22 protein-coding genes are annotated in these 25,636 nt (G+C 58.7%); 15 read left to right on the top strand and 7 right to left on the bottom strand.

All coding sequences use genetic code 11. From position 1 onward, the window contains the following. Window positions 1-36: 36 nt before the first annotated feature. The 3 genes from map to sbmA all read left to right on the top strand — a co-directional run bounded on the left by map (window position 37) and on the right by sbmA (window position 3,653). Window positions 37-789 carry a type I methionyl aminopeptidase gene (gene map / locus GSF67_RS10660; RefSeq protein ID WP_006314667.1) on the top strand — a complete coding sequence of 251 codons (753 nt, stop codon included), beginning with the start codon at window positions 37-39 and terminating at the stop codon, window positions 787-789. A 210-nt stretch (window positions 790-999) separates the two neighbouring features. Beyond that, window positions 1,000-2,190: an MFS transporter gene (locus GSF67_RS10655; RefSeq protein ID WP_006314666.1), complete on the top strand. Its 1,191-nt coding sequence runs from the start codon at window positions 1,000-1,002 to the stop codon at window positions 2,188-2,190. Between the two features lie 194 nt (window positions 2,191-2,384). After that, window positions 2,385-3,653 carry a peptide antibiotic transporter SbmA gene (gene sbmA / locus GSF67_RS10650; protein ID WP_006314665.1) on the top strand — a complete coding sequence of 423 codons (1,269 nt, stop codon included), beginning with the start codon at window positions 2,385-2,387 and terminating at the stop codon, window positions 3,651-3,653. 50 nt (window positions 3,654-3,703) lie between these two features. Here the strand turns inward: sbmA and GSF67_RS10645 are convergent, their stop codons facing one another. After that, on the bottom strand, window positions 3,704-4,687 hold the full coding sequence (locus GSF67_RS10645) for a polysaccharide deacetylase family protein (protein WP_006314664.1): 984 nt from the start codon (window positions 4,685-4,687) through the stop codon (window positions 3,704-3,706). Between the two features lie 149 nt (window positions 4,688-4,836). On the opposite strand from GSF67_RS10645, the gene GSF67_RS10640 reads away from it, so the two are divergent. The 5 genes from GSF67_RS10640 (at window position 4,837) to GSF67_RS10620 (ending at window position 9,362) form a co-directional block, all read left to right on the top strand. Further along, complete coding sequence (locus tag GSF67_RS10640; protein ID WP_006314663.1) at window positions 4,837-5,421, top strand: NnrU family protein; 585 nt, start codon at window positions 4,837-4,839, stop codon at window positions 5,419-5,421. A gap of 155 nt (window positions 5,422-5,576) precedes the next feature. Beyond that, window positions 5,577-6,248, top strand: coding sequence for a tetratricopeptide repeat protein (locus GSF67_RS10635; RefSeq protein WP_006314662.1), 672 nt, complete (start codon window positions 5,577-5,579; stop codon window positions 6,246-6,248). 133 nt (window positions 6,249-6,381) lie between these two features. After that, complete coding sequence (der, locus tag GSF67_RS10630; protein WP_006314661.1) at window positions 6,382-7,812, top strand: ribosome biogenesis GTPase Der; 1,431 nt, start codon at window positions 6,382-6,384, stop codon at window positions 7,810-7,812. Between the two features lie 208 nt (window positions 7,813-8,020). After that, window positions 8,021-8,629: a DUF2026 domain-containing protein gene (locus GSF67_RS10625; RefSeq protein WP_006314660.1), complete on the top strand. Its 609-nt coding sequence runs from the start codon at window positions 8,021-8,023 to the stop codon at window positions 8,627-8,629. 121 nt (window positions 8,630-8,750) lie between these two features. Beyond that, the gene (locus GSF67_RS10620; protein WP_006314659.1) at window positions 8,751-9,362 is read left to right on the top strand and encodes a hypothetical protein; all 612 of its coding nucleotides are present in this window, start codon (window positions 8,751-8,753) and stop codon (window positions 9,360-9,362) included. A 191-nt stretch (window positions 9,363-9,553) separates the two neighbouring features. Here GSF67_RS10620 and GSF67_RS10615 read toward each other — a convergent pair whose 3' ends face one another. After that, window positions 9,554-10,603 carry a bifunctional monoglucosyl/glucuronosyl diacylglycerol synthase gene (locus GSF67_RS10615; RefSeq protein WP_006314658.1) on the bottom strand — a complete coding sequence of 350 codons (1,050 nt, stop codon included), beginning with the start codon at window positions 10,601-10,603 and terminating at the stop codon, window positions 9,554-9,556. Between the two features lie 138 nt (window positions 10,604-10,741). Continuing rightward, the gene (locus GSF67_RS10610) at window positions 10,742-11,662 is read right to left on the bottom strand and encodes a sugar kinase (RefSeq protein WP_006314657.1); all 921 of its coding nucleotides are present in this window, start codon (window positions 11,660-11,662) and stop codon (window positions 10,742-10,744) included. Between the two features lie 156 nt (window positions 11,663-11,818). Here GSF67_RS10610 and GSF67_RS10605 point away from each other — a divergent pair, with 156 nt between their 5' ends. The 3 genes from GSF67_RS10605 (at window position 11,819) to GSF67_RS10595 (ending at window position 14,715) form a co-directional block, all read left to right on the top strand. Then, the gene (locus GSF67_RS10605) at window positions 11,819-13,483 is read left to right on the top strand and encodes an alpha-glucosidase family protein (RefSeq protein ID WP_050813497.1); all 1,665 of its coding nucleotides are present in this window, start codon (window positions 11,819-11,821) and stop codon (window positions 13,481-13,483) included. Then, window positions 13,480-13,947 carry an aminoglycoside 6'-N-acetyltransferase gene (aac(6'), locus tag GSF67_RS10600; protein WP_006314655.1) on the top strand — a complete coding sequence of 156 codons (468 nt, stop codon included), beginning with the start codon at window positions 13,480-13,482 and terminating at the stop codon, window positions 13,945-13,947. The genes GSF67_RS10605 and aac(6') overlap by 4 nt, the downstream gene beginning before the upstream one ends. Before the next feature lie 216 nt (window positions 13,948-14,163). Then, on the top strand, window positions 14,164-14,715 hold the full coding sequence (locus GSF67_RS10595) for a hypothetical protein (RefSeq protein WP_006314654.1): 552 nt from the start codon (window positions 14,164-14,166) through the stop codon (window positions 14,713-14,715). 116 nt (window positions 14,716-14,831) lie between these two features. On the opposite strand, the gene ade is transcribed toward GSF67_RS10595, so the two are convergent. Then, a complete protein-coding gene (gene ade / locus GSF67_RS10590; RefSeq protein ID WP_006314653.1) occupies window positions 14,832-16,526 on the bottom strand; it encodes an adenine deaminase in 1,695 nt (564 codons plus the stop codon). 273 nt (window positions 16,527-16,799) lie between these two features. Here ade and GSF67_RS10585 point away from each other — a divergent pair, with 273 nt between their 5' ends. Next, on the top strand, window positions 16,800-17,747 hold the full coding sequence (locus GSF67_RS10585; RefSeq protein WP_006314652.1) for an HD-GYP domain-containing protein: 948 nt from the start codon (window positions 16,800-16,802) through the stop codon (window positions 17,745-17,747). Here the strand turns inward: GSF67_RS10585 and GSF67_RS10580 are convergent. Together GSF67_RS10580 and GSF67_RS10575 are read right to left on the bottom strand one after the other, a co-directional pair. Continuing rightward, window positions 17,744-18,253, bottom strand: a complete 510-nt coding sequence (locus GSF67_RS10580; RefSeq protein WP_006314651.1) for a GNAT family N-acetyltransferase — start codon at window positions 18,251-18,253, stop codon at window positions 17,744-17,746. The genes GSF67_RS10585 and GSF67_RS10580 overlap by 4 nt on opposite strands. Beyond that, entirely contained in the window at window positions 18,253-20,442 is a 2,190-nt protein-coding gene (locus GSF67_RS10575; protein ID WP_006314650.1) for an anthranilate synthase, read from the bottom strand. Before GSF67_RS10575 ends, GSF67_RS10580 begins: the two co-directional genes overlap by 1 nt. Before the next feature lie 282 nt (window positions 20,443-20,724). Here GSF67_RS10575 and GSF67_RS10570 point away from each other — a divergent pair, with 282 nt between their 5' ends. After that, a complete protein-coding gene (locus GSF67_RS10570; protein WP_006314648.1) occupies window positions 20,725-21,627 on the top strand; it encodes an extensin family protein in 903 nt (300 codons plus the stop codon). Between the two features lie 52 nt (window positions 21,628-21,679). On the opposite strand, the gene GSF67_RS10565 is transcribed toward GSF67_RS10570, so the two are convergent. After that, window positions 21,680-23,920, bottom strand: a complete 2,241-nt coding sequence (locus GSF67_RS10565) for a TonB-dependent hemoglobin/transferrin/lactoferrin family receptor (RefSeq protein WP_006314647.1) — start codon at window positions 23,918-23,920, stop codon at window positions 21,680-21,682. Between the two features lie 356 nt (window positions 23,921-24,276). Between GSF67_RS10565 and GSF67_RS10560 the strand changes: the two genes are divergently transcribed. Together GSF67_RS10560 and GSF67_RS10555 are read left to right on the top strand one after the other, a co-directional pair. After that, a complete protein-coding gene (locus tag GSF67_RS10560; protein WP_006314646.1) occupies window positions 24,277-24,798 on the top strand; it encodes a TIGR00645 family protein in 522 nt (173 codons plus the stop codon). 93 nt (window positions 24,799-24,891) lie between these two features. After that, window positions 24,892-25,608: a LuxR family transcriptional regulator gene (locus GSF67_RS10555; protein WP_006314645.1), complete on the top strand. Its 717-nt coding sequence runs from the start codon at window positions 24,892-24,894 to the stop codon at window positions 25,606-25,608. Window positions 25,609-25,636 lie beyond the last annotated feature (28 nt).

Genomic DNA, 25,636 nt, shown 5'->3' with positions numbered 1-25,636 from the left:
TTTTCAGACCCGCCAGACAGAACGACGGACAGAGACATGGTTATTTCCACCGACGAAGAACTTGATCTGCTGAAGGATATCGGCCGCCTGTGTGCCGTGGCCATGCAGACCATGGCGGACGCGCTGGAACCCGGCATCACCACGGCCGAGCTGGATGCGATCGGCCGCAAGGTGCTGGAGGATAACGGCGCGCAATCCGCGCCGGAGTTCTGCTACAAATTTCCCGGCGCGACCTGCATCAGCGTCAACGAGGAAGTGGCCCACGGCATTCCCGGCCCGCGCATCATCAAGGCAGGCGATCTCGTCAATATCGATGTCTCGGCGGTGAAAAACGGCTTTTTCGGTGACACGGGTTCGTCCTTCGCCGTGCCGCCTGTCAAAAAGGACATGGAGCGTCTGTGCCGCGATGGCAAACGCGCCATGTGGACCGGCTTGCAACAGGTGAAAACCGGCCGGCCCTTCGCCGATATCGGCAATGCCATCGGCGCCTTTGCCAAAAAGAACCGCTATACGCTGATCACCAATCTGGCGAGCCACGGCATCGGCCGTTCGCTGCATGAGGAGCCTAAGGAGTTGGCGACCTGGCCGGACAAGGATGAGCGCCGCATCATGCAGGAAGGCATGGTGTTCACCGTCGAGCCGTTTCTTTCGACGGGCGCTTATTGGGCCGAAGATGGCGACGATGATCCGTGGACGCTATACAGCGATCCGAGCGCGCCGACGGTGCAATATGAGCATACGGTGGTGGCGACGAAGAACGGGCCGCTGGTGTTGACGCTGGTTGAGTGACAAATCCGTTCTTGCGAAGAATGATGGTGCTTGCTCGCCGTTAAGATAAGGTGAGCGGCTGCGGCATTTTTCTTCTCCCCGGCGTGGAGAAGAAACAAGCGGCGACGTAGGAACGCATCGCCGCTCACCGCGTCACCGATAAAGACCACTTATAACGCCGATCAAAATAACTCGCTTGTCGCCTATCCGCCCTGTTGCGATAAGCCACGCATGAGCATCGACAAGCCACTTTCCACCAGCCATCTGACCGCGCTCGGTTTCGCGGGCGCTTTGATGATGGCCTCCGCCATGGGTTTCGGCCGCTTTTCCTTCACCCCCATCCTGCCTGGCATGATGGCGGATGTGCCGCTTTCGGCGGGGGATGCGGGAATTGTTGCGGCTGGAAATTTCGCCGGTTATCTCGCAGGCGCGATTCTCGCCGCCTCTTCCTGGGGGTCGGGGCGGGAGCGGCTGATTGCGCTTTGTGGCCTGTTTTCCACCGCCGCGCTGCTGCTTGCCATGGCCGCGTTCAACTCGGTTGCGGCCTTCACCGTCATCCGGTTTCTGGCGGGTGTCGCCAGTGCGATGACCATGATCTTCACCTCGCAGATCGTCATCGGCCATGCCGCAAAAGCCGGCAGGGACAGTGTGCAGGCGCTGCATTATGGCGGTGTCGGTGCCGGTATCGCGATTTCCTCGCTGGCGGTCTATCTGATCGGCGTCGTCTTTGATGGCGGCGGTTCGTCGTGGAGGGAGGAGTGGATCGCCGGTGCCGTCTTTTCCTTCGTCGCATTTCTTCTCGTCTTCCGGGTGCTGCCCGCAGGCCCGCCGCGGCATGCGTCTTTAGCGGCGGAGCCGCCGCTCGCCTGGACGCGACCGCTGTTCCTGACGACGCTGGCCTATGGGCTGTTCGGCTTCGGATACGTCATCACTGCCACCTTCATCGTGGCGATTGCCCGCATGGCGGCGGCCGGCGCTTTCGTGGAATTCCTTGCCTGGTTCATCACCGGCTGCGCTGCGGCCGTTTCGCTCTTCCTCTGGAAACCGGTGTTGAAGTCACAGGGGCTGAAGCGGGCTTTCGTGATCGTTCTTGCGGTCGAGGCTGTTGGCGTCTTTGCCTCTGTGATGCTGCCGCCCGTGGCCGGCGTTCTGGCCGGCGGCCTGCTTCTCGGGCTGACCTTCATGGTCATCACCGCCTATGGGCTGCAACTCGGCCGGGAATTTGCCGGGCCGAGCCCGCGTCGCGCCTTTGCGCTGATGACGGCCGCTTTCGGCACGGGCCAGATCGTCGGGCCGCTTGCCGCCGGGTGGATTGCCGAAGTGACGGGAAGTTTTACCGCACCCAGCATTCTCGCCTCCGCAGTGCTGGTCATCAGCATTCTCCTGATGCTGCCGGTGCTTGCCGCGGAAGGGCGACGTTAGGCTCGCCATCCGCGTTTTTTGTCCCTCGCTGCTGGCATCCGCCATGTTTTGTGGGGATCGATCCACCGTTTGCGCCTTACATCTTGTTAAGGTGGCCGCTTCGTCGTTGCTGTGCACAAATTTCTGCCCTAGGTTCGGGCCATCTAGTGCTTCGCCAATAATGGCCGACTTCAAACGCGCGTGAGTTCAACAACGTGTTTCATTCCTTCTTTCCCAAGCCGAAATTGTTCTTTACCTCCGCCATCGTTTGGGCCTTCTTCGCCATTCTTGCCTGGTATTTCATAGTTGAAAGGGTAGGGGCGTCCTGGGGCTACGTGATGCCTGAACAAGAACCTTACGATCTCAGTTATTTTCTGGTTCCCGCAAATCTGTTCTTTTACGGCTATCTAGCATCGTGCCTGGCGTTGTTCGGCGTCGTCTGGACCGTCATCGCCAAGGATCACCCCTGGAAGCTCTGGTCCATATGGGGATCGCTGCTGATTATCGCGGTGACCTATTTCGGCGTTCAGATTTCCGTCGTCATCAATAATTTCCGGCGGCCTTTCGGTGACCTTCTGCAAAATGCCCTTTCCAAACAACCGGGTATCGAAGTCTGGGATTTCTATAGCCTCCAGATCGTCTTCGCCAAGATCGCCTTTCTCAGCATGGCGGTTTCGATCCTGACGGATTTCTTCACCAGCCATTATATCTTCCGCTGGCGAACCGCGATGAACGACTTCTACATGTCCAAGTGGGAAAAGCTGCGCCATATCGAAGGTGCTTCCCAGCGTGTGCAGGAAGATACGATGCGGTTCTCCTCCACGCTGGAGGCATTGGGCATCACCCTGATCAATTCGGTCATGACACTCGTGGTTTTCCTGCCGATCCTGTTTGCGCTGTCGTCCTACGTGTCCGAATTGCCGATCATCGGTGAAGTGCCGCATGCATTGTTCTGGCTGGCGATCGTCTGGTCCATATTCGGCACGGTGCTTCTGGCAACGGTCGGCATCAAGCTGCCCGGTTTGAACTTCCGCAATCAACGTGTGGAAGCTGCCTATCGTAAAGAACTGGTCTATGGCGAGGACCACGCAGACCGCGCCCAGCCCCCGACAGTCAAGGAACTGTATTCCAATGTGCGGAAAAACTATTTCCGCATGTATTGGCACTATCTCTATTTCAACGTCGCCCGGTATTTCTACATTCAGGCCGATGCGGTGTTCCTGCTTTTAATGCTTGTTCCAACCATCGTGGCAGGCAAGATCACCTACGGTATCTACCAGCAGATCGCCACGGCCTTCGGTCAAGTCAGCAATTCGTTTCAGTATCTGGTCAATTCCTGGACGACGATCATCGAACTGCTGTCCATTCATAAGCGTTTGGTGGCCTTTGAAGCCGCGATCGACGACAAGCCCCTGCCGGATATCGACGAGCGATATCTGCAACGGGAAGCGGAAGCTGGTGAACTGGCGGCAAATAAGCCCTAAAACATATAAAAAGGCGGCCAATCGGCCGCCTTTTTCTTGAAACGGGGGCCTTAACCCTCGGTCTTCTGCTTCCTGCGCGCCTCGATCATCGGCATCGCCTCGGCATAGCTGACGCAGGCTACATCCTCTTTCTGGCAGACTTCGCGCAGCAGCCGCTCATAGGCGTTCCAATAAGCGCCGCCATTCATCTTCACGAAGTGAAAGCCCATCTGCAACGGAATGCGCTCGCCATTATATTGCCGGTCGAAGGCATTGCGGAAGGCCGTATAGGCGCGCTCCTCAAATTCCCCGGCACGGTCAGGCGTTTCGATGCCGATGGAGTGGCGGATGAAGAGATTGTAGTCCATGGCGATGATCGGGCGGTTGCCGGGCCCCTCTGGAATGAGCGGCAGGCCGAAATGCTGGATGCCTTCGCGCTCCACCGGCCATTCCGGCCCCTTGGTGGTGCTGGTGGCGTCGTAAACGAAGCCGTGCTTCTTCTGCGCGGCGGTCAGCGCCGGACCCTGCGACAGATAGGGGGCGCGGAAACCATTGATCTTCCTCACCATATCGCGCCAGCCTTCGGGCTCCTCGCCCTTCTTGCCGATCATCTGCCAGGCATTTTCCAGGGTGCTGGTGAAGGTGGTGAATTCGCCGTCCCATTGTTCGGCGGTCCACTGCCCGCCATCGAAATGGCCGCAGGTATGGTTGCCGATCTCGTGGCCTTCACGATAGGCGGCCCAGATGTTTCTCAGCCTCGTTTCCACCTCTTCCGGTGACTGCCCGAAGCCGACATTGGAACGGCCGGCCTTCTGGCCCGGTCCCTGATAGGTCTTGGCGCTGGTCTTCCTGTCCATGACAAGCGTGCAGGCGAGAAAATAGGTGAAATGCGCGCCGACCTGCTTGCCCGTCGCCCGGCTTCTTTCCCACAGCGTATTGTCGCCCGCACCGTCGAAGGAGACGATGACCAACTGCTTCGGCTTCTGCGCCTCCTGCGCAAGTGCAGGAAGGGCGGCGAGAAGCGACAGGGAAAAAGCGGCAAAGGGGCGAAACATCAGTTATCCGTCATATGAAACACCGTGGCCTTTTGCGGGTGGAATAAGGCGAAGCTTTGAAGTGGCTGGCGTTTTCATGGCTTTCAGCCTAATTCCTGTTCTTAACCGCGGTGATCGGGCCGCATTCGTTCCATCGGGGGACCTGTTCCATGCTTTTTCTCGCACTCTGTCTTGCCTTGTTCCTGCTGACCCACCTTTTGAAGGTGGTCGCACCGCAATTTCGCGCCCGCATGATCGCGGCGATGGGTGAGGGGCCTTTCAAGGGCGTTTATTCCCTCGTCAGCCTCATTACGCTCGGCCTTGTCATCTATGCCTTCGGTGAAGCGCGGCAGGAGACCGGCATGCTCTGGTATCCGCCGGTCTTTATGAGCCATATCGCTGTGACCCTGATGCTGCCGGCGATGATCTGTCTTATCGCCAGCCTCATCCCGGCTGGCCACATCGCCACAAAGACGAAACATCCGCTCATTCTTTCGGTCAAGATCTGGGCGCTCGCCCATCTTCTGGCCAATGGCGAGACGTCTTCGATCCTGCTCTTTGCATCGTTCCTCGCCTGGGGCGTGGTGATGCGGATTTCGCTGAAGCGTCGCGAACGCGCGGGTGAAAAAGTGGTCCGCGACTTCGTTTCAAGCCGCTATGATCTGGTGGCTGTTGTCGGCGGCATCGTTCTGTGGGGCGCTTTCATCCTGAAACTGCACGAATGGTTGATCGGCGTTCAGCCCATCGCGATGTAGGAAATCGACGTTTCCCCCTTACATATCAGGTAAAATAGGCTAGAAGGCCGACCATGACCCAGTCGGCCTGACTTTTGCCGACCCGGGTAAGCGGCTTGGTATGTCCGCGGACGGATGGATCGGCAACGATCTCCGCGCGGGTAACGGAGAATTTGATGGCAAACGAAAATGATACCTTTATCCGCGAAGTGAACGAGCAGATCCGCTCCGAGCAGCTGTCGCGCTTCTGGGGCCGGTACGGTATCGTGGTCGTGGGCGCCGCCATTCTCGTGGTTGTCGGTGCTGCAGGCGCGGGCATCTACGAATACTGGAACACCAGCCGCGCTTCCAACTCCGGCGACCAGTTCCTGGCTGCGCTGAAGCTCGCTTCCGAAAACAAGACCGACGATGCGCTGAAGGCCTTTGTCGATCTCGAAACCACGGGTCATGGCAATTATCCAGTGCTTGCGAAGTTCCGCTCCGCCACGCTGCTGTCGCAGAAGGGCGATGCGGCCGGCGCCATCGCCGCCTTCACCGCCATCGGCAACGATACCTCCTCACCGCAGGTCTTCCGCGACACCGCGAGGGTGCGCGCCGCCTGGTTGCTCGTCGACAACGGCACCTATGATCAGGTGGTTGCACTTGCCGAGCCGCTCAGCACCGACGGCCAGACCATGCGGGCGTCGGCCCGCGAGGCTCTGGGTCTCGCCGCCTACAAGGCCGGCGATTTCGCCAAGGCCAAACAATGGTTCGAGCAGATCATGAGCGACACGCAGGCCCCGCGCAACGTGACGAACCGCGCGCAGATCATGCTCGACAACATCACCGCTTCGGGCAAAGCTGCTTAAAGCCGCTTCTCCCATTCAGATCGCCCCGGCATTTCTTTGCATTGCCAAAGCGATCCAACTCATTATTTTACGCATGTCTTTTGCCCAAAACAGGTAACGTTTTGGGCAGACTTGCTCTAAGGAACACACAACAATGAGCTTCACCGTCGCCATAGTCGGGCGCCCCAATGTCGGCAAGTCCACGCTTTTCAACCGTCTGGTCGGAAAGAAGCTGGCGCTGGTGGACGACACACCGGGCGTGACCCGCGACCGCCGCCCCGGCGATGCCAAGCTCATAGACCTGCGCTTCACCATCATCGATACCGCCGGTCTGGAGCAATCCGGGCCGGAAACGCTTCAGGGCCGTATGTGGGCGCAGACGGAAGCGGCGATCGATGAAGCCGATGTGACGTTGTTTGTCATCGACGCTAAGGCCGGACTGACGCCCGCCGACGAGACGCTGGGCGAAATGTTGCGCCGTCGCGGCAAGCCGGTGGTGCTGGTGGCCAACAAGTCAGAAGCGCGCGGTTCCGATGCCGGTTTTTATGACGCCTTTACCCTCGGTCTTGGCGAGCCTTGCCCGGTTTCAGCCGAACATGGTCAGGGCATGATCGACCTGCGTGACGCCATCGTCGAAGCGATCGGCGAAGACATGGCGTTCCCGCCTGACGTGGATGAGGCGGAAACCGATATCGTGCTTCCGCGTGCTGAGCCCGGCAGCGAGGAAGAAGAAGACGAAGAGCCCGTCTATGACGAGACCAAGCCGCTGCGCGTCGCCATCATCGGCCGGCCGAATGCGGGCAAGTCGACGCTCATCAACCGTTTCCTCGGTGAAGACCGGCTGCTGACCGGCCCGGAAGCCGGCATTACCCGTGACAGTATTTCGGTCGAATGGGACTGGCGCGGCCGCACCATCAAGATGTTCGATACGGCCGGCATGCGCCGCAAGGCCAAGGTGACGGAAAAGCTGGAAAAGCTCTCGGTCGCGGATTCGCTGCGCTCCATCCGTTTTGCGGAAACCGTTGTCATCGTTTTCGACAGCACCATCCCGTTCGAAAAGCAGGATCTGCAGCTGGTCGATCTCGTCATTCGCGAAGGCCGCGCCGCCGTGCTCGCCTTCAACAAGTGGGATCTCGTAGAAGACCCGCAGGCCTATCTGGCCGATCTGCGCGAAAAGACCGAGCGTCTCTTGCCGCAGGCGCGTGGCATCCGTGCCGTGCCAATGTCCGGCCAGACGGGTTATGGCCTCGACCGGCTGATGCAGAGCATCATCGATACGGACAAGACCTGGAACCGCCGCATCTCGACCGCCAAGCTCAACCGCTGGCTGGATGCGCAGACCACGCAGCATCCGCCGCCAGCCGTTTCCGGCCGACGCCTGAAGCTAAAATACATGACGCAGGTCAAGGCCCGCCCGCCGGCCTTCATGATTTCCTGCACCCGTCCGGAAGCCATTCCGGAGAGCTATACGCGTTATCTGGTCAACGGCCTGCGCAAGGATTTCGACATGCCAGGCGTACCGATCCGCGTGCATTATCGTGGCTCGGACAATCCGTTCGAGAGCAAGGCGAAGAAGCGGCGGTGATCGGCCTGCGGTTTTGAGGCACGACGATGTGGCATTTTCTTCTCCCCGGCGGGGAGAAGATGGCCCGAAGGGTCAGATGAGAGGGCAACCTCTCCTTATATCTTAACCATCGCCCCCTCATCCTGTTGCCGCGGACTTCTCCCCCTCGGGCAGAAGAAACAAGCGGCGGACGCTCGCCCAACGACTTGTTTTTGAAGAGTAAAAGACCATGTTGATCAAGCAGACCGACTATTTCAGGATTTACCGCGTCATCAACAGCCTGCTCATCAGCCAGAACGCCGATCCCGCCTCGGCCTCCATGTATTTCAGCACCTTCGGCGCCTTCATTCTGCAGCAGCACTACAAGGTGAAGGCGGTGCCGAAGGGTGGGCTTGCCGCCTATAATCTCGGCGGAACGGTTCTCTTGTTCGCAGACCATCGCGAAGACGGTTACGTGACGGGTGCGGGAGACAATTTCCATTGCTGGGTCGAGGCCGATGGCTGGGCTATCGATTTCATGGCGCCCGCCTTTTCTGAAGGCACCGATGCGCTTGCGGTGCCGGCAAAGATGTTTCAGCGGCCGCTGTCGGCCATGGCGGCGTCCATCAATGATCTCGGCCAATCCGGCGATTTCTTCTACCGTTCCGAGCCGGAAGCCACGGCCAGGCGTTTTGCCGACTGGCACAAACAGGCAATGATCGGCGATATGGCGAGCGTTGCCGCCAACTGGTTCCGCAAATCCCCCAAGCAGATGGCGGCATCACTTTCGGTAACTGACCGGGACGGCAAGGCGCGAACCGTGCCGCTGACGGGTGAGATGCTGACTGGAGCCTGGTGAGCGCAGATTTCACCGGACGATGTCGATCCCGACAGTTTGGGCAGCAAAGGCCTTTTGATTTAAAGGGGAAATGGCTGTTACAAAGATCGGGCTTCAACAGGGACGGGATTGACGTGCTCAGATGGCTGATGACACCATTTCAATAAGCTTCACACCAGACCCGAAACATGTTCCCGCCTATGTCCACGGCTATCAGCATCAGGCGTATGAAAATTACAGCATGATTTTCGACAAGTCCTGGAAGCGCCGTTTTGCCTCGGCAAGAGCGCATCTATCCTTGTTTGCAGGACTGGCTGCCGGTTTCATCTATTCCTTAAGCCTGCCGTGGTTTCCGGGCGTCTGGCCGGTGGTTGGTTATTGGGTGTTTGCCCCCGCACCGTTTGTGGCCCTCGCCGTGTGGTTCATTATCTCGCGGGGCTCGAGAAGGGAGATGAAATCCTATTACGAGGCCCTGGCACACTGGAATATCGCCCATGAGCGGATGTATTCGCCTCAAATACAGGTCGAGATAGGACCTGAGGGCTACAAGCAGGTCACAAGACTGGACACCGTGCAACTGAGCTGGGCGCGTTATCATCTCGCCATCACGCCGCCGGATAGTCTGGTGCTGGTTTTCCATGGGACGGTCGCCGTGATACCCAGCAGTGCCTTGCCGATGGCGCCAAAGGACATTGTCGAGAAGATCAACCAATGGAGCGCGGCCCAGCAGAAAGAGCTTCTGCCTCTATCCTGAAGCGGCATCTCAAGGGCTGTTTCGGGCTATCATCCGGAAAAAGGACGGCCAGCGTAATCTCGCGGCAACCGCCTGACGTCAATCAGCAGCCCGACCCCGTTCTAGAGATAACGGCAGTCGCGTCCTGATCGCCTTGTGACACTCCCGCACCCTTTCGTCCACTCATTCCCGCACAAATCTCGGGGATTGCCTCATGCAAGCCGCGAGCGCGACAGAAGGGGCAGCGATTTTCCGGCGGCATGGATGACATTGTCGAGGAATTGCCGCGAGGCCTTTTCCCAGCTGTAGCTTTTGGAAAGCGCAAGCGCTGCCTGTGGTGAGCAATGAAGCGCCGCCAGACACGCATCGCGCAGGTTATTGTCCAGTGCGCCGGCGGCGGGGTTGCCGCCGAGAATGTCGATCGGCCCGGTGACGGGGAAGGCGGCCACGGGCACGCCGCTGGCCAGCGCTTCCAGAATGGTGTTGCCGAATGTGTCGGTCTTCGACGGAAAAACGAAGACATCGGCCTGCGCATAGGCATCGGCCAGCTCCTCACCGGTCTTGATGCCGGTGAACAGAACATCAGGGTATTTTTCCTGCAATTCATGGCGGGCGGGACCGTCGCCGATGACGATCTTCGATCCCGGCAGATCGAGGTCCAGGAATTCCGGCAGGTTCTTTTCCACCGCCACCCGGCCCACCGTCATGAAGATCGGTCTCGGCAGGTCGAAGGGCAGCTTTGTTTTCGTGCGGGGATGGAAAAGCTCGGCGTCGATGCCGCGGCTCCAGCGCTTGAGGTTGCGAACGCCGCGCGCTTCCAGTTCGGTCTCGAGGCTCGGGGTGGCCACCATGCAGGTGTTGCCGCCATTGTGGAACCAGCGCACGAAAGCATAAAGCCAGCTTTCCGGGACGGGGAAACGTGCCGCGACATATTCGGGAAAGCGGGTGTGATAGCTGGTGGAAAACCGCATATGGTTCTTCACGCACCAGCGCCGGGCCATGAAGCCCAGCGGCCCTTCCGTGGCGATGTGCACGAAGGACGGTTGGCTTTTTTCAATCTCTGCCGCCACACGACGATAACCGGCGACCGACAGGCGGATTTCCGGATAGGTGGGGCAGGGGATGCTGTAAAAACTCTGCGGCGTGACCATGCGCACATCCACGCCCAGTCGCGCCAGTTCGGTATTGGTGTTTTCGATCGAGCGAACCACGCCGTTGACCTGCGGGTGCCAGGCATCTGTGACAATCGTGATTCTCGTCATGAACACTGATCCTGCTCATCTGCGCGCGGGCGAATCCCCATTGCCCGGCTTCTGCCCGTATATGCGGCGCGCTTGTTACAGGATCATGTCAGGGTCTGTGACGGGTGCGAAACCTCGTTTTCTGGCCGGGCGTGGCCGCTATCCGACAAGCGGAAGCAGTTCGGGGCTGATCAGTGCGCCATGATGGCCGATGACGGTTGCCGCCGCCCTTGCGGCGAAGGTGGCGGCCTCTTCCGGAGAGCTTCCGGTCACGTAACGGGCAAGGAAGGCACCGTTGAAGCTGTCGCCGGCGCTCGTCGTGTCCACCACATCCACGGCTTTTTCCGCCGGGGCGTGGCTGCGGCTACCGCCGAAATCAAGCGTTGCGCCCTTGGCACCGTCCTTCACGACGATGTTTTCAACGCCGAGCGAACGGTAGCGGGTGATAGTCGCTTCCACGGAGACATCGCCGAAATGGCTGGCTTCGTCATCGAAGCTCGGCATGACCAGCGTTGCGGCGCGGGCACCATTGGAGATCGTCTCAAGCATTACATCCCTGTCGGCCCAGAGGCGCGGGCGGATGTTGGGGTCGAAGACCACCAGCTTGCCGGCAGCCCGCGCGCGGCGCAGTTCGGCCAGGAATGTATCGACATCATGGGCGGAGGCGAGAATGGCGAGCGTGATGCCGGAGAAATAGACCACATCGGCGCTTTCGACCGTCCTGCGGAGGTGATCCGCATCAGTGGCCAGCTGTCTTGCGGCGGCGGCATTGCGCCAGTAGCTGAAGGTGCGTTCCCCATCCTTCAGGTTGATGAGGTAGAGACCGGGTGTGCCGCCCTTGATGCGGCGGATTTTTTCGGTGCCGATGCCGGCTTCCGTGATGAAGGCCAGCATGTCTTCCGACAGCGGATCATCGCCGAGCGCTGTAAAATAATCGACGGACCAGTCCTGCGGCAGGCAGGCGCGGGCATACCAGGCGGTATTGAACGTATCCCCGGCGAAACCCTTGCGCAGCAGCCCGTTGCCGGCCTGCGACAGTTCCACCATGCATTCGCCGATCGACAAAAACCGTCCGCCCACGCCGTCATCCTCCCGTTTTTTCCAGCCATGCGGCTTACGACGAGTGCGCGCCGCTGACAAGGGCGATGTGGCTCGTTTGTGCATGTGCGAAGTTCCGGTTTACGCGGGCGCAAGGGCTTTATATTCTCCCGGCGTGACACCCTCAGGAGATCGCCGATGACGCTACCCCATGCCCCGGTCCACAAACCCCAAGCGCAATCGGACTGGTGGAAAGGAGCGGTGATCTATCAGGTCTATCCGCGCTCGTTTCAGGATACGACCGGCGACGGATATGGCGATCTGGCCGGGGTGACGAAACGTCTGCCCTATATCGCCTCGCTCGGTGTCGATGCCATCTGGCTCTCACCCTTCTTCACCTCGCCCATGGCCGATATGGGTTATGACGTTTCCGATTATTGCAATGTCGATCCGATGTTCGGCACGCTTGCCGATTTCGACGCCCTGATGGCCGAGGCGCATCGGCTGGGGCTGAAAGTCATCATCGATCAGGTGATTTCGCATACGTCCGACAAACATCCCTGGTTCGTGGACAGCCGTGCAAGCCGCATCAACAGCAAGGCGGACTGGTATGTCTGGGCTAATCCCAAGCCGGATGGCACAGCGCCCACCAACTGGCTTTCCGTGTTCGGCGGCCCGGCCTGGGAATGGGACGGGGTGCGGAAGCAATATTACATGCACAGCTTCCTCGCCTCGCAGCCGGACCTGAATTTCCACAATCCCGAGGTTCAGGATGCGGTGCTGGAAACCGTGCGTTTCTGGCTCGAACGTGGCGTGGATGGTTTTCGGCTCGATACCGTCAACCACTATTTCCATGACAAGCTTTTGCGCGACAACCCGCCGCTTGTTGACGACGAGAGCTTTGGCCTCGATGCGTCCGACGTCAATCCCTACGGCATGCAGGACCATCTCTACGACAAGACGCGGCCGGAAAACGTTGCCTTTCTCAAACGCTTCCGCACGCTGCTCGATGACTATGACGGTCGCGCCACGGTGGGCGAGGTGGGCGATGGTGCCCGCTCCCTGAAGACGGTTGCGGCCTATACATCCGGCAATGACAAGCTCAACATGTGCTACACTTTCGATCTGCTGGGACCGGATTTCAGCGCGAAGCATCTTCGTGGCTCGGTTGAGACGTTCGGCAAGGTGGTGACGGATGGCTGGGTGTGCTGGGCCTTTTCCAACCACGATGTGGTGCGCCATCTCAGCCGGTTTTCCGAAGGCCCCGAGGAGCAGACACGCGTTGCGAAACTCGCCATCTGCGTTCTCGCCAGCCTGCGTGGCTCCATATGTCTCTATCAGGGCGAGGAGCTGGGGCTGACCGAGGCCGAACTTGCCTTCGAGGATCTGCGCGATCCCTATGGCATTCGTTTCTGGCCCGCCTTCAAGGGGCGCGACGGATGCCGCACACCGATGGTGTGGGAAACGGGCAAGCCGAATGCCGGGTTCTCAAGCGCTGAAAAGCCATGGCTGCCGGTTCCCTATGTACACGCCATGCAGGCCGTGGATGCACAGGAGCGCAAGCCGGATTCGGTTCTCAACCATTATCGGGCCGTCCTGTCCTTCCGCAAAACCCATGGTGCGCTGCGCGACGGCGACATGCATTTCATCAAGACCAATCTCGATGTGCTGGCCTTCACGCGGCAGAAGGGTGATGAAAAACTGCTGTTCGTTTTCAACCTGACCCGTGAGCCGGTGGAATTTCCCGTGCCAAAGGCCATGAGTGTTACGGATATCCTGCCGATGCCGGGTTTTGCACCGCTCTATGATGCTGACATCGTGAAGCTCGAGGGGCTGGATGTGTTTTGCGGGATCGTTACATGAGCGGGCAATTTGTCATCGGAAACGCCGCCGACTACCCTGATGCGTGGTGCCTTTTGCGGCATCGCCTGTGGCCGGATACCACGCCCGCCGAACATAGGGAGGAGTTGCAGGACGTCGGCGAAACCGGGGCTGGATTTATTGTCCATGATCCGGCCGGAGTGGCCGTTGGTTTTGCCGAGGTCAGTCTGCGGCGGGACTATGTCAACGGCTGCGATACGTCGCCCGTGGCTTTTCTCGAGGGAATCTATGTCGAGCAGGCGTTTCGCAAACGCGGCGTTGCCGCCCTCATGGTGGAGGAGGTGACCCGCTGGGCAATCAGCCAGGGCGTGAGCGAGCTTGCCTCCGATGCCGATATTTCAAACACCGATTCCCATCGCATGCATGCGGCGCTTGGGTTTGAGGAAACGGAACGGGTGGTTTATTTCCGCAAGATGCTGCGCTTGAATGACGAGCCGGAACAGTGAAATATAGATTTATAGCCATCTATTTTTAAATATTAATATGTTTATATTTTTATTTATTAATATTATTTGCTCAATTATTCTTTTTAATATTTGGAATTTTTCGTCATTTTTATTTTAAGCCAATATTTGGCGAGCTTAGCGCAAGTTTTACTGTGTAAGCATTGGGGCATTAAGAGTTTTTCATTCGCGGCCTCAGGGCTTGGCAGGGATTGTCTCATGTCCGTTTCAATCAAGAATTTCGGCCAGTTCGGCGCTGGCAATTCGGGAACCTCTCGTGGCAAAGCTCAGGCTGCCGTCCCTTCGATCAGGGACGTCCTGCTTTCCGGGCAATCGTCGGCGCGTGTATCGTCCACGACACAGACGTCGAAGACGTCTTCAAGCGATTATCTCACGTCGTCTGTCTTCATGCAGAATTTGAAAGCCAAGCTTTCGACGGCAGGTGACGACCCGGCTCAATATCTGCGTGCACGGTCCATGATGGACGCTCTGCAGCGCGGGCGTCTGAAGGTTTCGGACCCGACGCAGGGAAAATCGGTCGGCGCCTGGGATCCTGGCCAGAAAAACGCCAAGGCGACAGCGGCCACGGAGATCCCCAAGACCAACTGGGTCGATTTCCTCAATGCCCAGCTGAAACGCAGCGACGACGGTGCGCTTTCGCGGGATGGTAACGGCAGCTATGTCGACAAGGCGACAGGCGGCAATGCCTATTTCGGCAGGGTGGCGGGCAAATATTACTATGTAACCTGGCCCGCTGAAACGAAGGCTTGAGGCCGCTCTCCGCGCCTGCGAAGACGGTTAGAGCATTTTCGGCCGGAAGACCGGGATCCACTTTCCTCGAAATGCTCTAGACGTCTCCGCCGCGTGCGGCGATCTACGCTGCGCAATCAAATCAGCGCAAACCGATCAACATCCACCATGCCCATATCCGAAATCTTCAAATGCGGAATGACGGGCAGCGGCAGGAACGCGACTTGCAGGAAGGGTTCTTCCAGCGTGGTGCCCAGTGCGTAGGCGGCCTTGCGCAGGGTGTGCAAAGTATCGCGCACCGTCTCGTAAGGTTCGAGGCTCATGAGCCCGGCGACGGGGAGCGCGATTTCGCCCGTCACCCGGCCGTCTTCCACCACCACGAAACCACCCTTGATGTCTCCGAGCCGGTTGGCGGCCAGCGCCATGTCGTCTTCGCTCACGCCGACGACGCAGATATTATGGCTGTCATGGCCGACGGTTGAGGCGATGGCGCCCTTTTTCAGTCCGAAGCCCTGGACGAAACCATTGGCATGATTGCCGTTCTTGCCATGGCGTTCGATGACGGCGACCTTGATGATGTCGTTTTCGAGATCGACGGTGGTCTGGTTGCCATCCGTCGGCAGCTTGTAGCGGCGATGTTCGGTGATGATCTTGCCGGGAAGCACGCCCATGACTGGGGTTTCGCCCTCCGTGACCGGCACACCGAAATGGGAGGCAAGCACCGGTCTGGCCTTGACGCTGTCGAGACCGACGGGTGCCACCGGTTTGCGGGTGGCAAACAGGGCGTCATCGACCAGGCGGCCGCCGGAAAGCACCATGCTCGCCTTACAGTTCTGCAGGGTGTCGATGACCACGAGATCGGCGCGCCAGCCGGGGGCGACAAGACCGCGATCACGAAGACCGAAGGCTTTAGCAGCGGAAATCGAGGCGGCTCGATAGATGGCGAGCGGTTCCACGCCGCTGGCGATCGCCGTGCGGATCATATAGTCCAGATGGCCCTGTTCGGCGATATCGAGCGGATTGCGATCATCGGTGCAGAGCGCCAGATAGGGTGACAGGCGTTCGGTGATGATAGGCATCAGCGCATGCAGGTCCTTCGAGACCGAACCTTCGCGTACCAGAATATGCATGCCCTTACGGATTTTCTCCAGCGCCTCAGCGGCGCTCGTGCATTCATGTTCGGTACGGATGCCGGCGGCGAGATAACCGTTGAGCGCCGCTCCCGACAGAAGCGGTGCGTGACCATCGATATGCTGGCCCTGAAAGGCCTCCAGCTTTGCCATGCACACCGGGTCCTTGTGGATGACACCCGGGAAATTCATGAATTCGGCAAGCCCGATGACCTTCGGATGATTTCGGAACGGCAGCAGCTTTTCGATCGGTAGATCGGCGCCTGATGTTTCCAGATGGGTGGCGGGCACGCAGGAGGAGAGCTGCACGCGGATGTCCATGATGGTTTCCATGGCGCTGTCGAGGAAGAACTGAAGCCCTTCCGCGCCCAGCACATTGGCAATCTCGTGCGGGTCACAGATGGCGGTGGTGACACCATAGGGCAGAACGCAGCGGTCGAATTCATGCGGTGTAACGAGCGAGGATTCGATATGGAGATGTGTATCGATGAAGCCGGGAACGACGATTTTTCCGGAAATATCGATTTCATGCCGACCCTTGTAGTCTCCACATGTGCCAACGACAGTATCGCCGCAAATAGCAATGTCCGAAGCAACAAGTTCCCCGGTGACAAGATCGAAAAAACGCCCGCCCTTCAGAACCATATCTGCCGGTTCACGGCCGGTACCCTGATCGATGCGTGATTCTAAATTGGAACTCATGGGCTTCTGTTCGACTCCTGGTATTATTGCCATGCGATATTTTCTTTCATTTGCATTCTTGGGTTGTTTTCAACTTATTTCTTCGCGTTTTCGTGGTTTTTAAATATAGCTATAGTAAAAAATTTTCATATTCGTGCTATCTTATTTCTAGTGTTGCATATTGAAGCATCGCCGGGAGGGCGTGAACTCTATGCTTCGAGGGGAGCGGTTACGCCGGGCTCTTGCAAATTTCGGTTCGACCGTAACATCCGGGAAGGAAATTGAAAGAGTCAGATGTTGAAACGAATTTCAACCCAGCAATTGGCTGTGGGCATGTTTATCGAGGCGGTCGAGGGGACGTTTTCGAACCATAAAATTACACAGAAGTACCGTTTTCTTTTGCAGCGCGAGGAGGTTGTGCAGCAGCTGAAAAAAAGTGGGGCAGAGAGCATCGTCATCAATACTGCCAAGGGCAGCGATGTCGGCGCCAGCCAGGGCCCGGGCAGTGCCGGCGTATCGCAGACGGATCCGTCTCCATCGATGGTAACAGCGGTCACTCAGGCGGTGCGTTCGGCCGCGGATGTGATCGCCGAGACATTTTTGGTTGCCGAAGGCGGCGGCTGTGTTTCCTTCCAGGGCATGACGGCGGCGGCGGGAAAGATTTCCGACGCCATTCAGGCCAACCCGGCCGTCTTCATCGGCGTCACCCGCCTGAAATCGAAGGATGAAACGACCTTCGTGCATTCGGTTTCCGTCAGCGGTCTGATGATCCTCTTCGGCAATTATCTCGGGCTGAACAAGGAAACGGTCAACCTGCTCGGCGTCAGCGGCTTGCTTCACGATATCGGCAAGGTCGAAATACCGTCATCCATTCTGAACAAGACGGAGGGGCTCTCCATCGAGGAGCGCGAAATCATCAATCTCCACCCCGCATTCGGGCGGGATATCCTGTCGCGTGACGGGCAGATGCCTGACATGGTCCTCGATGTCTGCTTCAATCATCACGAGCGGATCGATGGCGGCGGTTATCCCAGCGGTCGTGCCGGCGGCGAGATCAGCCTTCATGCGCGCATTGCCGCGATTTGTGATGTCTATGATGCCGTCACCTCGGTCAGGCCCTACAAGAAGCCCTGGACGGCGAATGACGCGCTGACCTGGATGCTGCGCCGGGACGGACATTTCGACATACAGCTTCTGAAGAAGTTCGCGCTCTGTATTTCGGCTTCGCTCCCAAGAGTTTAGTTGCCGAAGATGATCGCCATGTTCAGACTGTCGATATAGTACCCGTCGATCGAAACGGCATCGCGGGCCCGGCCCTCATGCGCAAAGCCGATCTTTTCATAGAGTGCAATGGCTCTGGCGTTGTCCGCGTGCACGCTCAGTTCAATACGATGCAGCCCGAATTCGCGAGCGGCATCGAGTGTCCGCCGCATCAGCCGCGCGCCCAGTCCCTTGTTACGATAGGCAGGCAGGATACCCATGCCGAGCGTGCCGCAATGGGCGCGGGTCGCTCTGTCCTGGCGGCGAATATCGCACCAGCCGATCACGTCGCCATCCGCAATCGCCACGAATTGCGGATGGTCGTTTTCGATCATGTCGAGAACGAAGGCGCGCACCGCTTCGAGCGGTGGCGCCTCCAGAAAGCTCAGATATTTCCGCTCACGCGACACCGCATCGAGAGCACGATGAAAGCTTTCAACGTGCTCCGCCCGGATAGGCTTAATGGTAACCGTGTCATCGAACGCCATCACGCGGCCTTGGTCTTCGCCTTGCGGGTCAGATGCACCACGACATTCTCGATCATCCGCATGCCCGCGTCCTGGCCGAGCGTCATGATCGATTCCGGGTGGAACTGAACGGCGGCCACCGGTTCCTTGGCGTGTTCGATGCCCATGATCGTGCCGTCCTCGCTTTCTGCGGTGATGATGAAATCACGCGGCAGGGTGGCGGGATCGGCGAAGATCGAATGGTAACGACCGACCGTGACTTCCTTGCCGAGACCGGAGAAGACGAGGCCGGGTTCCAGCACGCGGATGCGCGAAGGCTTGCCGTGCATCGGCACAGCAAGCTGGCGCAGCTCGCCGCCGTAGGCTTCTGCCAATGCCTGCAGACCGAGGCAAACGCCGAAAATCGGCAGATCGCGGGCACGGGCGGCTTTGATCGTCGCCTTGCAATCGAAATCGGTCGGGTTGCCCGGACCGGGAGAAAGCACAACGAGGTCCGGCTGGAAGCGATCGAACACGTCGGCTGCGACCGGCGATCTGACGGTCGAGACCGTGGCGCCCGTCTGGCGGAAATAATTCGCCAGCGTGTGCACGAAGCTGTCTTCGTGGTCGACGAGCAGGATCTTGACGCCGGTGCCGACCTTGGCGGCATCACGCTTGGTGGCGGCAGAGTTGGTGCCTTTTGCGTCACGAATGGCTGATATCATGGCAGAGGCCTTCAGTTCGGTTTCGGCTTCTTCTTCCTGCGGGTTGGAATCATTGAGCAGGGTCGCGCCGGCGCGCACTTCGGCAATACCGTCCTTGATCCGGATGGTGCGCAGCGTCAGGCCGGTATTCATGTCGCCGTTGAAGCCGACCATGCCGATCGCACCGCCATACCAGGCGCGCGGGCTCTTTTCATGACCTTCGATGAAGCGCATGGCCCACAGCTTTGGTGCACCGGTGACGGTGACGGCCCAGGCGTGGCTGAGGAAGCCGTCAAAGGCGTCCATATCGTCGCGCAGACGGCCTTCGATGTGGTCAACCGTGTGGATGAGGCGTGAATACATCTCGATCTGGCGTCGGCCAATGACCTTCACCGAACCCGGCTCGCAGACGCGGCTCTTGTCGTTGCGGTCTACATCCGAACACATGGTGAGTTCGGATTCGTCTTTCTTCGAGTTGAGCAGCTTCAGAATCTGCTCGCTGTCGGCAATCGGATCGTCGCCGCGCTTGATGGTGCCTGATATCGGGCAGGTCTCGATGCGGCGGCCGGAGACGCGCACGAACATTTCTGGCGAGGCACCGACCAGATATTCCTGATGGCCGAGATTGATGAAGAAGGAATAGGGCGACGGGTTGATCGCCTTCAGGCGGCGCGAAATCGCCGACGGATTGCTTTCGCAGCGTTCCATGAATTTCTGGCCGGGAACGACCTCGAACAGGTCGCCGCGGCGGAAGCTTTCCTTGGCCTTGACCACCAGTTCGGAATATTCGCCGGGACGGTGATCGCCCTTGGGCGGGATGGTATCGGTGGTCTTGAAGGGATCGGGGGTAATGTCGGAGGATTTGCCGTCCGTCGTCATGCCGTCCTTCTCGAAATCGTAACGGTCGATCCAGGCCTTGGCGGAATAGTGATCAACGACGAGGATTTCATCGGGCAGAAACAGCACCATGTCACGCTGGTCTTCCGGACGCGCCAGCGAAAGCTTGATGGCGTCGAACTGGAAGGCGAGATCGTAACCGAAGGCACCGAACAGGCCGATGGCCGAATCCGCGCTCGAATAGAAGAGGTCGACGATGGCTCTGAGAGCGGTGAAGACCGTCGGGATTTTCGAGCGTTCTTCTTCAGTGAAGACACGGTCCGGTTCGTTGACGGTAAGATCGAGCCGGCGGGTCGAGGAAGCGCCGAGGGTGAGATCGGGTGTCGCCTTCAGCTTTTCCGTAATGAAATCGAGCAGCACTTCGCCGCGGCCATTATAGGCTTCGATCCACATCTTGCGGCCAAAACAGGAAATGCCGAGCGGCGGATCGACGATGGCCGTATCCCAGCGGGTGTAACGGCCCGGATATTCATAGTTGGACGAAAAAACTGCGCCGCGATGGGAATCAAGCTTTTCGATGTAATTATCGATGGCGTTGGCATAATCGGTGGGCCGGCGCTTTCGACTGACCTGGATGCCGCCTTTCGTCTCGTAGGTCTCCGCTCCGTCATCCTGAATGATCGTTACCATTTCTCTCGTACTTCCTGTTGTTCAGGCCCGATGACAGGCGGCATAATAACAAAAAAGCCGCCTGAAAATTCGGGCGGCTTGGACTTTGTCTGAAGACATGACTGGTCAAGGCCGCAAAAAGCTGCTCCACCACCAGTTAGCAATGTTCTTAGACACGATATTCATGGGAAAATTGTTAGCGTGCGCGATCCGCCTTGGCAAGCGGATTTCGGTGAGGGAATGAACCTTACCTGTCGCTAAGGCGTTGCCCTCCTGCCGAAACGGTCAGGAGTACCCCGTATAATGCTTCATCGCCTGTGTCTTCTGGTAGCCAGCCTCGCCTTGATTTCCGCTTCCGAACCGCCGTCGCAGGTGCCGGTGCCGCAGCCCAAACCGGGCGAGGGGCAATCCTCCACCCCAGAAAAGCCGGCGGAGGAAAAGCAACAGACCCCGGTTGAAGCGCCGAAACCGGCCCCGAAGCCCCAGGTCCCGGACGAGCGGAAACCGGATGCTGAAAAGCCACCCGCTGAGAAAGGTTCTGATGATCCTAAAATGGAAGGCGAGGGCAAGGACGGCGCGGAACAGCAAAAACCGGCTGACGAGGCGGCAAAACCCGAGATGCCGCGAGAACCGGTAAAGCCGGAAGACCCCGCGGCACTTCAGGCCTGCCTTGGCGCATTGAAGGAGATTGGCGCGGAGTTCAAAAAGCTTGAGCCCATCCGCGACGAGGAGCAGGGCTGTGGCATCGAAGCGCCTGTCGAGCTTTCCGTGGTTCTGCCCGGCATCAAGCTCGAACCATCAGGCATCATGCGCTGCGAAACCGCGCTTGCCCTTTCCCGCTGGACCAAGGAGATGATGCTGCCGGCGGCGGCGCTTGCGATGCCGGAGAAAAAGGTGACGGCCATTGCTAACGCCTCGACCTACATCTGCCGCAACCGCAACAGTGCCGAAACGGGCAAGATTTCCGAGCATGCCAAGGGCAATGCCGTGGATATTTCCACGATCGCTTTCGACAAGGGTGAGCCGCTGGTGATGAAACCGCGCGGCGAGGACGGGACACCGGAAGGCGCGTTCCAGCGCACCATCACCGCCGCCGCCTGCCTGTTCTTCCGCACGGTTCTCTCGCCCGGCAGCGACGCCACCCATCAGGATCACCTGCATCTCGACGTGCTGGAGCGAAAGGGCGGATATCTCTATTGCCGCTGACAAAAAAGGGCGACCCTAGGGCCGCCCACTGGAGATGATTTTTTGCCCGGATTTAGAACTTCTGGGTGAGGGAGATTTTGAAGGTGCGGCCCGCCTCCGTGTAGAAATCGACCGGCTGGTTGACGGTGCTGACGGAATTCGGGTTCACGTCGCGGACGCCGACCCCATTCCAGTATTTCCTGTCGAACAAGTTGTAGACACCCGCCTGGATGCGCAGACCCTTGGTCTGTTCCGGCTCCCACCAGCCGGTCAGGTTGAAGACGCCGTAGCCGGGGGCATCGAAGGTGCTGGCCACCCCATCGTCACGCATGCCGGATGAGAAGACACCGGTCAGTTCCGTGCCCCAGACCTCCTGCGCGTAGCCGACGCCGAGGATCGACTTGAACGGCGCCACCGTGCGGATGAACTCGTTGGTGTCGGTATCCTTGCCATAGGCATAAGCCAGCGAAGCATGCGCGAAGAAGCCATTCGCCAGTTCCTTGCGGACCTTGGCTTCGACACCGGAGATTTCGACATTGTTACGGTTGCGATAGGTGAAGAGCGAGCCGTTGCCCCTGCCGCCGAAGCCGGGGAACAGTGTCGTCGAGGTGGTATATTGCTCGATGAAGTCCTTGTACTTGTTGTGGAACAGCGTCAGGCTGCCTGTCAGGTCGCCGGATGCATAGTTCGCGCCGATTTCGAAACCATTGCTGGTCTCGGGATTGAGGGCGGAGTTGCCGACAACGGCGTAACCGGAGCTGATGTTCGAGAAGTTCAGATACAGTTCGTTGATCGTCGGGGCGCGATAGGCCATCGACCATTGTGCGAAGAGCTGCAGTTCCGGCGTGACGTCATAGGTTGCAAGCAGTTTCGGCGAGAAGCGCGAGCCGCTATTGCCGCTCGGCAGGCCGAAGGTACTGTAACCGCTGTTGCTGGATACGGAGCCATCCGGATCGTAATCGTAGGAATCGAAGCGCAGGCCGGGGGTCAGGCGGAAACCGTTGCCGAAGGCGATCTCGTCATCGAGATAAAGGCCGAGGCTCTTGCCGCTCACATCAGGCATGTCCGACTGCGATGACGACGTCACTCCGGCCGTGTTGGCGAAAAGCTCCTGGTTGAAATCGGTGGTCATGGCGTTGCCGCCGAAACGCACCGTGTGCTGCACGCCGCCAAGCTCGAAACCGGATTCGAGGCCGCCGACGATGCCGAATGCGCTGTTGCGCATGCTGTCTTCGCGGATGTAGAGCGAATTGTTGGTCAGGCGGTCGCCGGCGCCGGATTCCTTGGAGAGACGTGTCCAGTAAAGCGACAGATTGGCGGCATCGATCACGCCGTCGGTCGAGGGTGCCTCGTATTCGTAATCGAGCGATACACGGTCGCGCTCGGTATCCTCATAACCCTGGTAGTCGCCGATGCGGTAGGTCGAACCCGAGACGCTGACGCCTTGCAGCGTCTTCATATCGCTGCGGTTTCTAAGCGAATAACGTTCGGCTGTCAGGCCGATGCGGTGGCCGCCTTCCAGATCCTGGCGGATCTTGAACATCAGGTTGCTTTCATAGGTGTCGGCAGGGTTGGGCTTGGTGCGGCGCGTTCCGTAGATATCCGCCGTGCCCTTGTTGTCCGTCTCGTTGCCGCGCTTGTAGGAGCCCTGGAACAGGACCGAGGTGTTATCGATCTTCTTGGCGACGGCGAGCGATCCGCCGACGCTTCGGTCTTCGCTGTCATAGCTGGTTTTGGCGACGCCACCCCAATCCTTGCCTTCGCCGATCAGGTCTTCCGGCTCGAGCGTGCGCAGCACCAGCGCGCCACCGAGTGCGCCCGAGCCGATGCGGCTGGAATCGGCGCCGCGCACCACGTCTACAGACGAAAGCGATGAGAAATCAAAGCTCGAACTCGTGTCGCTAAGGGTGGTCGTGGCCTGGCCCTGACGGGCGAAATTGTTGAAATAGGGAACGGGAATATTGTCGATCAGCGTCACGACACGGGCGCCGCCGAGGCCTCGAATGAACAATCCGCCCGGACGACCCGGCTTGGAATCCACATAGTCGACGCCCGGTTCGGTGGTGTTTCCGAGATCCTTGATGCTGCCAATGTCCTTCTTGCGGATGTCCTCTGCCGTCGTCTGGCTTGCCAGCGGCGTATCTGCTGCGGCGTTGGCGCTTTTGACGCGTTTGCCTTTCACCACGATCTTTTCGAGCGTGGTCGTGCCGTTTTCCTGCGACGCGGCATCCTGCGCTCGCGCAGGCCCGGCAAGGGGAAGAAGAGACATGGCAGTGCACAAAAGCAGCGCGGAATGTGTGCGCGAGATGGACATTAAATACCCCCGAATATGCGCGCAAAGAAGCCACGGCGCGCAAAAACGCGCCGCGCTCAAGCGCGGCTGGACATGGTCTGATGTGTTACGGGCAAGCCGATAGGCGAGGACTAAAAAACATGACGATAACTGTCAACATATTATATATGACTTTTTGAATCATGTTTTAAAGCGTAAGGGTATGTTGCAAAAATATTACGGTTGTCAGGCCGTGGCCAAAATGGCGGATCGGGGCCGAAAAGGCCGCAGTGTGGTCAAAGTCCCGACATTGGCGCTTGCTAGGATATTCGCTGCCAGTTTACATGGCGAAAGAAAAACGTGCCCCATACAAAACAGATTATTAATCGGATACGGAAATGAAGTCTCTTGAACTGCTCGTCGAGCGGATCATTCTCTCCAGCCGCTGGCTGCTCGTCGTCTTTTATCTCGGGCTCGTCGCGGCACTGGCGGTTTATGCCTTCTCCTTCGCGCTGAAATTCCTCAAAGTTGCGAAGAATGTTTTCATCTACGATGAATCGGACATGATCCTTGCCATGCTCGGTCTGATCGATGCGGCGCTGGTGGCCAGCCTGATCGTCATGGTGATGATCTCCGGCTACGAGAATTTCGTCAGCCGCTTCGATGAGGCGGATGACGAGGTTTCGTTTCTCGGCAAGCTCGATTCGGGCAGCCTGAAGATCAAGGTCGCGTCATCGATCGTGGCGATTTCGTCGATCCATCTGCTGCAGATATTCCTCAACGCCAGTCAATATACGGACAGCCAGTTGATGTGGTTCACCATCATCCATCTGGCTTTTGTCGTTTCGGCGGTCATGCTCGGTTTTCTGGAAAAACTGATGGCCAAGCCGAAGGACAAGTCTGAAAAACAGGTGCTTTAGGTCAGTTGGTCCGCTTGTTATGAAGGTCGCCCCCCGTTTGACCCGCTTGCGTGTTTTTTGCTCCGGCCAGCCCGGTATGGCGGCGGTGCGTGAATGGTGAAGACGGAGCGTCAGGCCAGACTATGCCGGGATCTGTCGGCCGCCGCCGACAAATCCCAATGGCTGGAGGCGCTGCAGGAGGTCATGCATGCGTTTGGTTATGCCCATGTGACCCTCCTGAGGTTACCAGGTGGACAGAACGCCTTTGCTTTGCCGTTGGTTGTTGAAAGCAGCCTGCCGGTCTGGGTCGTGAATGCGATGACCAAGGATGGTGCGCTTGGGGACTGTCCGGTCATCAAGCGTGGCGCCTCATCGATGATGCCGCAATATTGGTCGCTGGAAGACCCGGAGATGGCCTGCGGATCGCTGGTGGATGCGGTGAACTCGGTGGGCAGCATGGGCATTACGTCCGGTCTCATGGTGCCGGTGAATGGCATGTCCGGAAACCGGCATCTGATGAATTTCGCAGGCGACCGCGATACCCTGCCGCAGGCATCTCTGAACGAACTTTGCATGATCGCGCTGCATGCGCTGGAAACCTATGACCGCCTTTGCCGCGTCGCTTCGAAAGGGCCGTCGCCTTTGACGAAGCGGGAGCTCGATGTGGTGCGCTGGACGGCGCAGGGGAAGACCTCGGTGGAGATCGCCGAGCTTCTCTCCATCTCGGAGCACACGGTCAATACCTACATGAACAACGCCATGCGCAAGCTCGATTGCGTCAACCGCACACAGCTGGTGGCGAAGACCATCCGTCTGCGGCTGATAGAGTAAGCCGGCCGGACAGCGGGCCGGCCTCCTT

Origin of the sequence: Agrobacterium sp. CGMCC 11546 (assembly GCF_013365515.1) — a bacterium.
GTDB classification, from domain to species: Bacteria; Pseudomonadota; Alphaproteobacteria; order Rhizobiales; family Rhizobiaceae; genus Agrobacterium; species Agrobacterium fabrum.
Note: the sequence above shows the minus strand (reverse complement) of the source record. Positions and strands in the feature narration are given on the sequence as shown.

Coding starts and splice junctions, on each gene's coding strand:
- GSF67_RS10595 (WP_006314654.1), top strand. CDS start 14,164: ATGTCCGTTTCAATCAAGAATTTCGGCCAGTTCGGCGCTGGCAATTCG.
- GSF67_RS10575 (WP_006314650.1), bottom strand. CDS start 20,442: ATGGTAACGATCATTCAGGATGACGGAGCGGAGACCTACGAGACGAAA.
- ade (WP_006314653.1), bottom strand. CDS start 16,526: ATGAGTTCCAATTTAGAATCACGCATCGATCAGGGTACCGGCCGTGAA.
- GSF67_RS10620 (WP_006314659.1), top strand. CDS start 8,751: ATGGCTGATGACACCATTTCAATAAGCTTCACACCAGACCCGAAACAT.
- der (WP_006314661.1), top strand. CDS start 6,382: ATGAGCTTCACCGTCGCCATAGTCGGGCGCCCCAATGTCGGCAAGTCC.
- map (WP_006314667.1), top strand. CDS start 37: ATGGTTATTTCCACCGACGAAGAACTTGATCTGCTGAAGGATATCGGC.
- GSF67_RS10605 (WP_050813497.1), top strand. CDS start 11,819: ATGACGCTACCCCATGCCCCGGTCCACAAACCCCAAGCGCAATCGGAC.
- GSF67_RS10585 (WP_006314652.1), top strand. CDS start 16,800: ATGTTGAAACGAATTTCAACCCAGCAATTGGCTGTGGGCATGTTTATC.
- GSF67_RS10555 (WP_006314645.1), top strand. CDS start 24,892: ATGGTGAAGACGGAGCGTCAGGCCAGACTATGCCGGGATCTGTCGGCC.
- GSF67_RS10635 (WP_006314662.1), top strand. CDS start 5,577: ATGGCAAACGAAAATGATACCTTTATCCGCGAAGTGAACGAGCAGATC.
- GSF67_RS10655 (WP_006314666.1), top strand. CDS start 1,000: ATGAGCATCGACAAGCCACTTTCCACCAGCCATCTGACCGCGCTCGGT.
- GSF67_RS10615 (WP_006314658.1), bottom strand. CDS start 10,603: ATGACGAGAATCACGATTGTCACAGATGCCTGGCACCCGCAGGTCAAC.
- GSF67_RS10645 (WP_006314664.1), bottom strand. CDS start 4,687: ATGTTTCGCCCCTTTGCCGCTTTTTCCCTGTCGCTTCTCGCCGCCCTT.
- GSF67_RS10580 (WP_006314651.1), bottom strand. CDS start 18,253: ATGGCGTTCGATGACACGGTTACCATTAAGCCTATCCGGGCGGAGCAC.
- GSF67_RS10570 (WP_006314648.1), top strand. CDS start 20,725: ATGCTTCATCGCCTGTGTCTTCTGGTAGCCAGCCTCGCCTTGATTTCC.
- GSF67_RS10625 (WP_006314660.1), top strand. CDS start 8,021: ATGTTGATCAAGCAGACCGACTATTTCAGGATTTACCGCGTCATCAAC.
- GSF67_RS10560 (WP_006314646.1), top strand. CDS start 24,277: ATGAAGTCTCTTGAACTGCTCGTCGAGCGGATCATTCTCTCCAGCCGC.
- GSF67_RS10565 (WP_006314647.1), bottom strand. CDS start 23,920: ATGTCCATCTCGCGCACACATTCCGCGCTGCTTTTGTGCACTGCCATG.
- GSF67_RS10640 (WP_006314663.1), top strand. CDS start 4,837: ATGCTTTTTCTCGCACTCTGTCTTGCCTTGTTCCTGCTGACCCACCTT.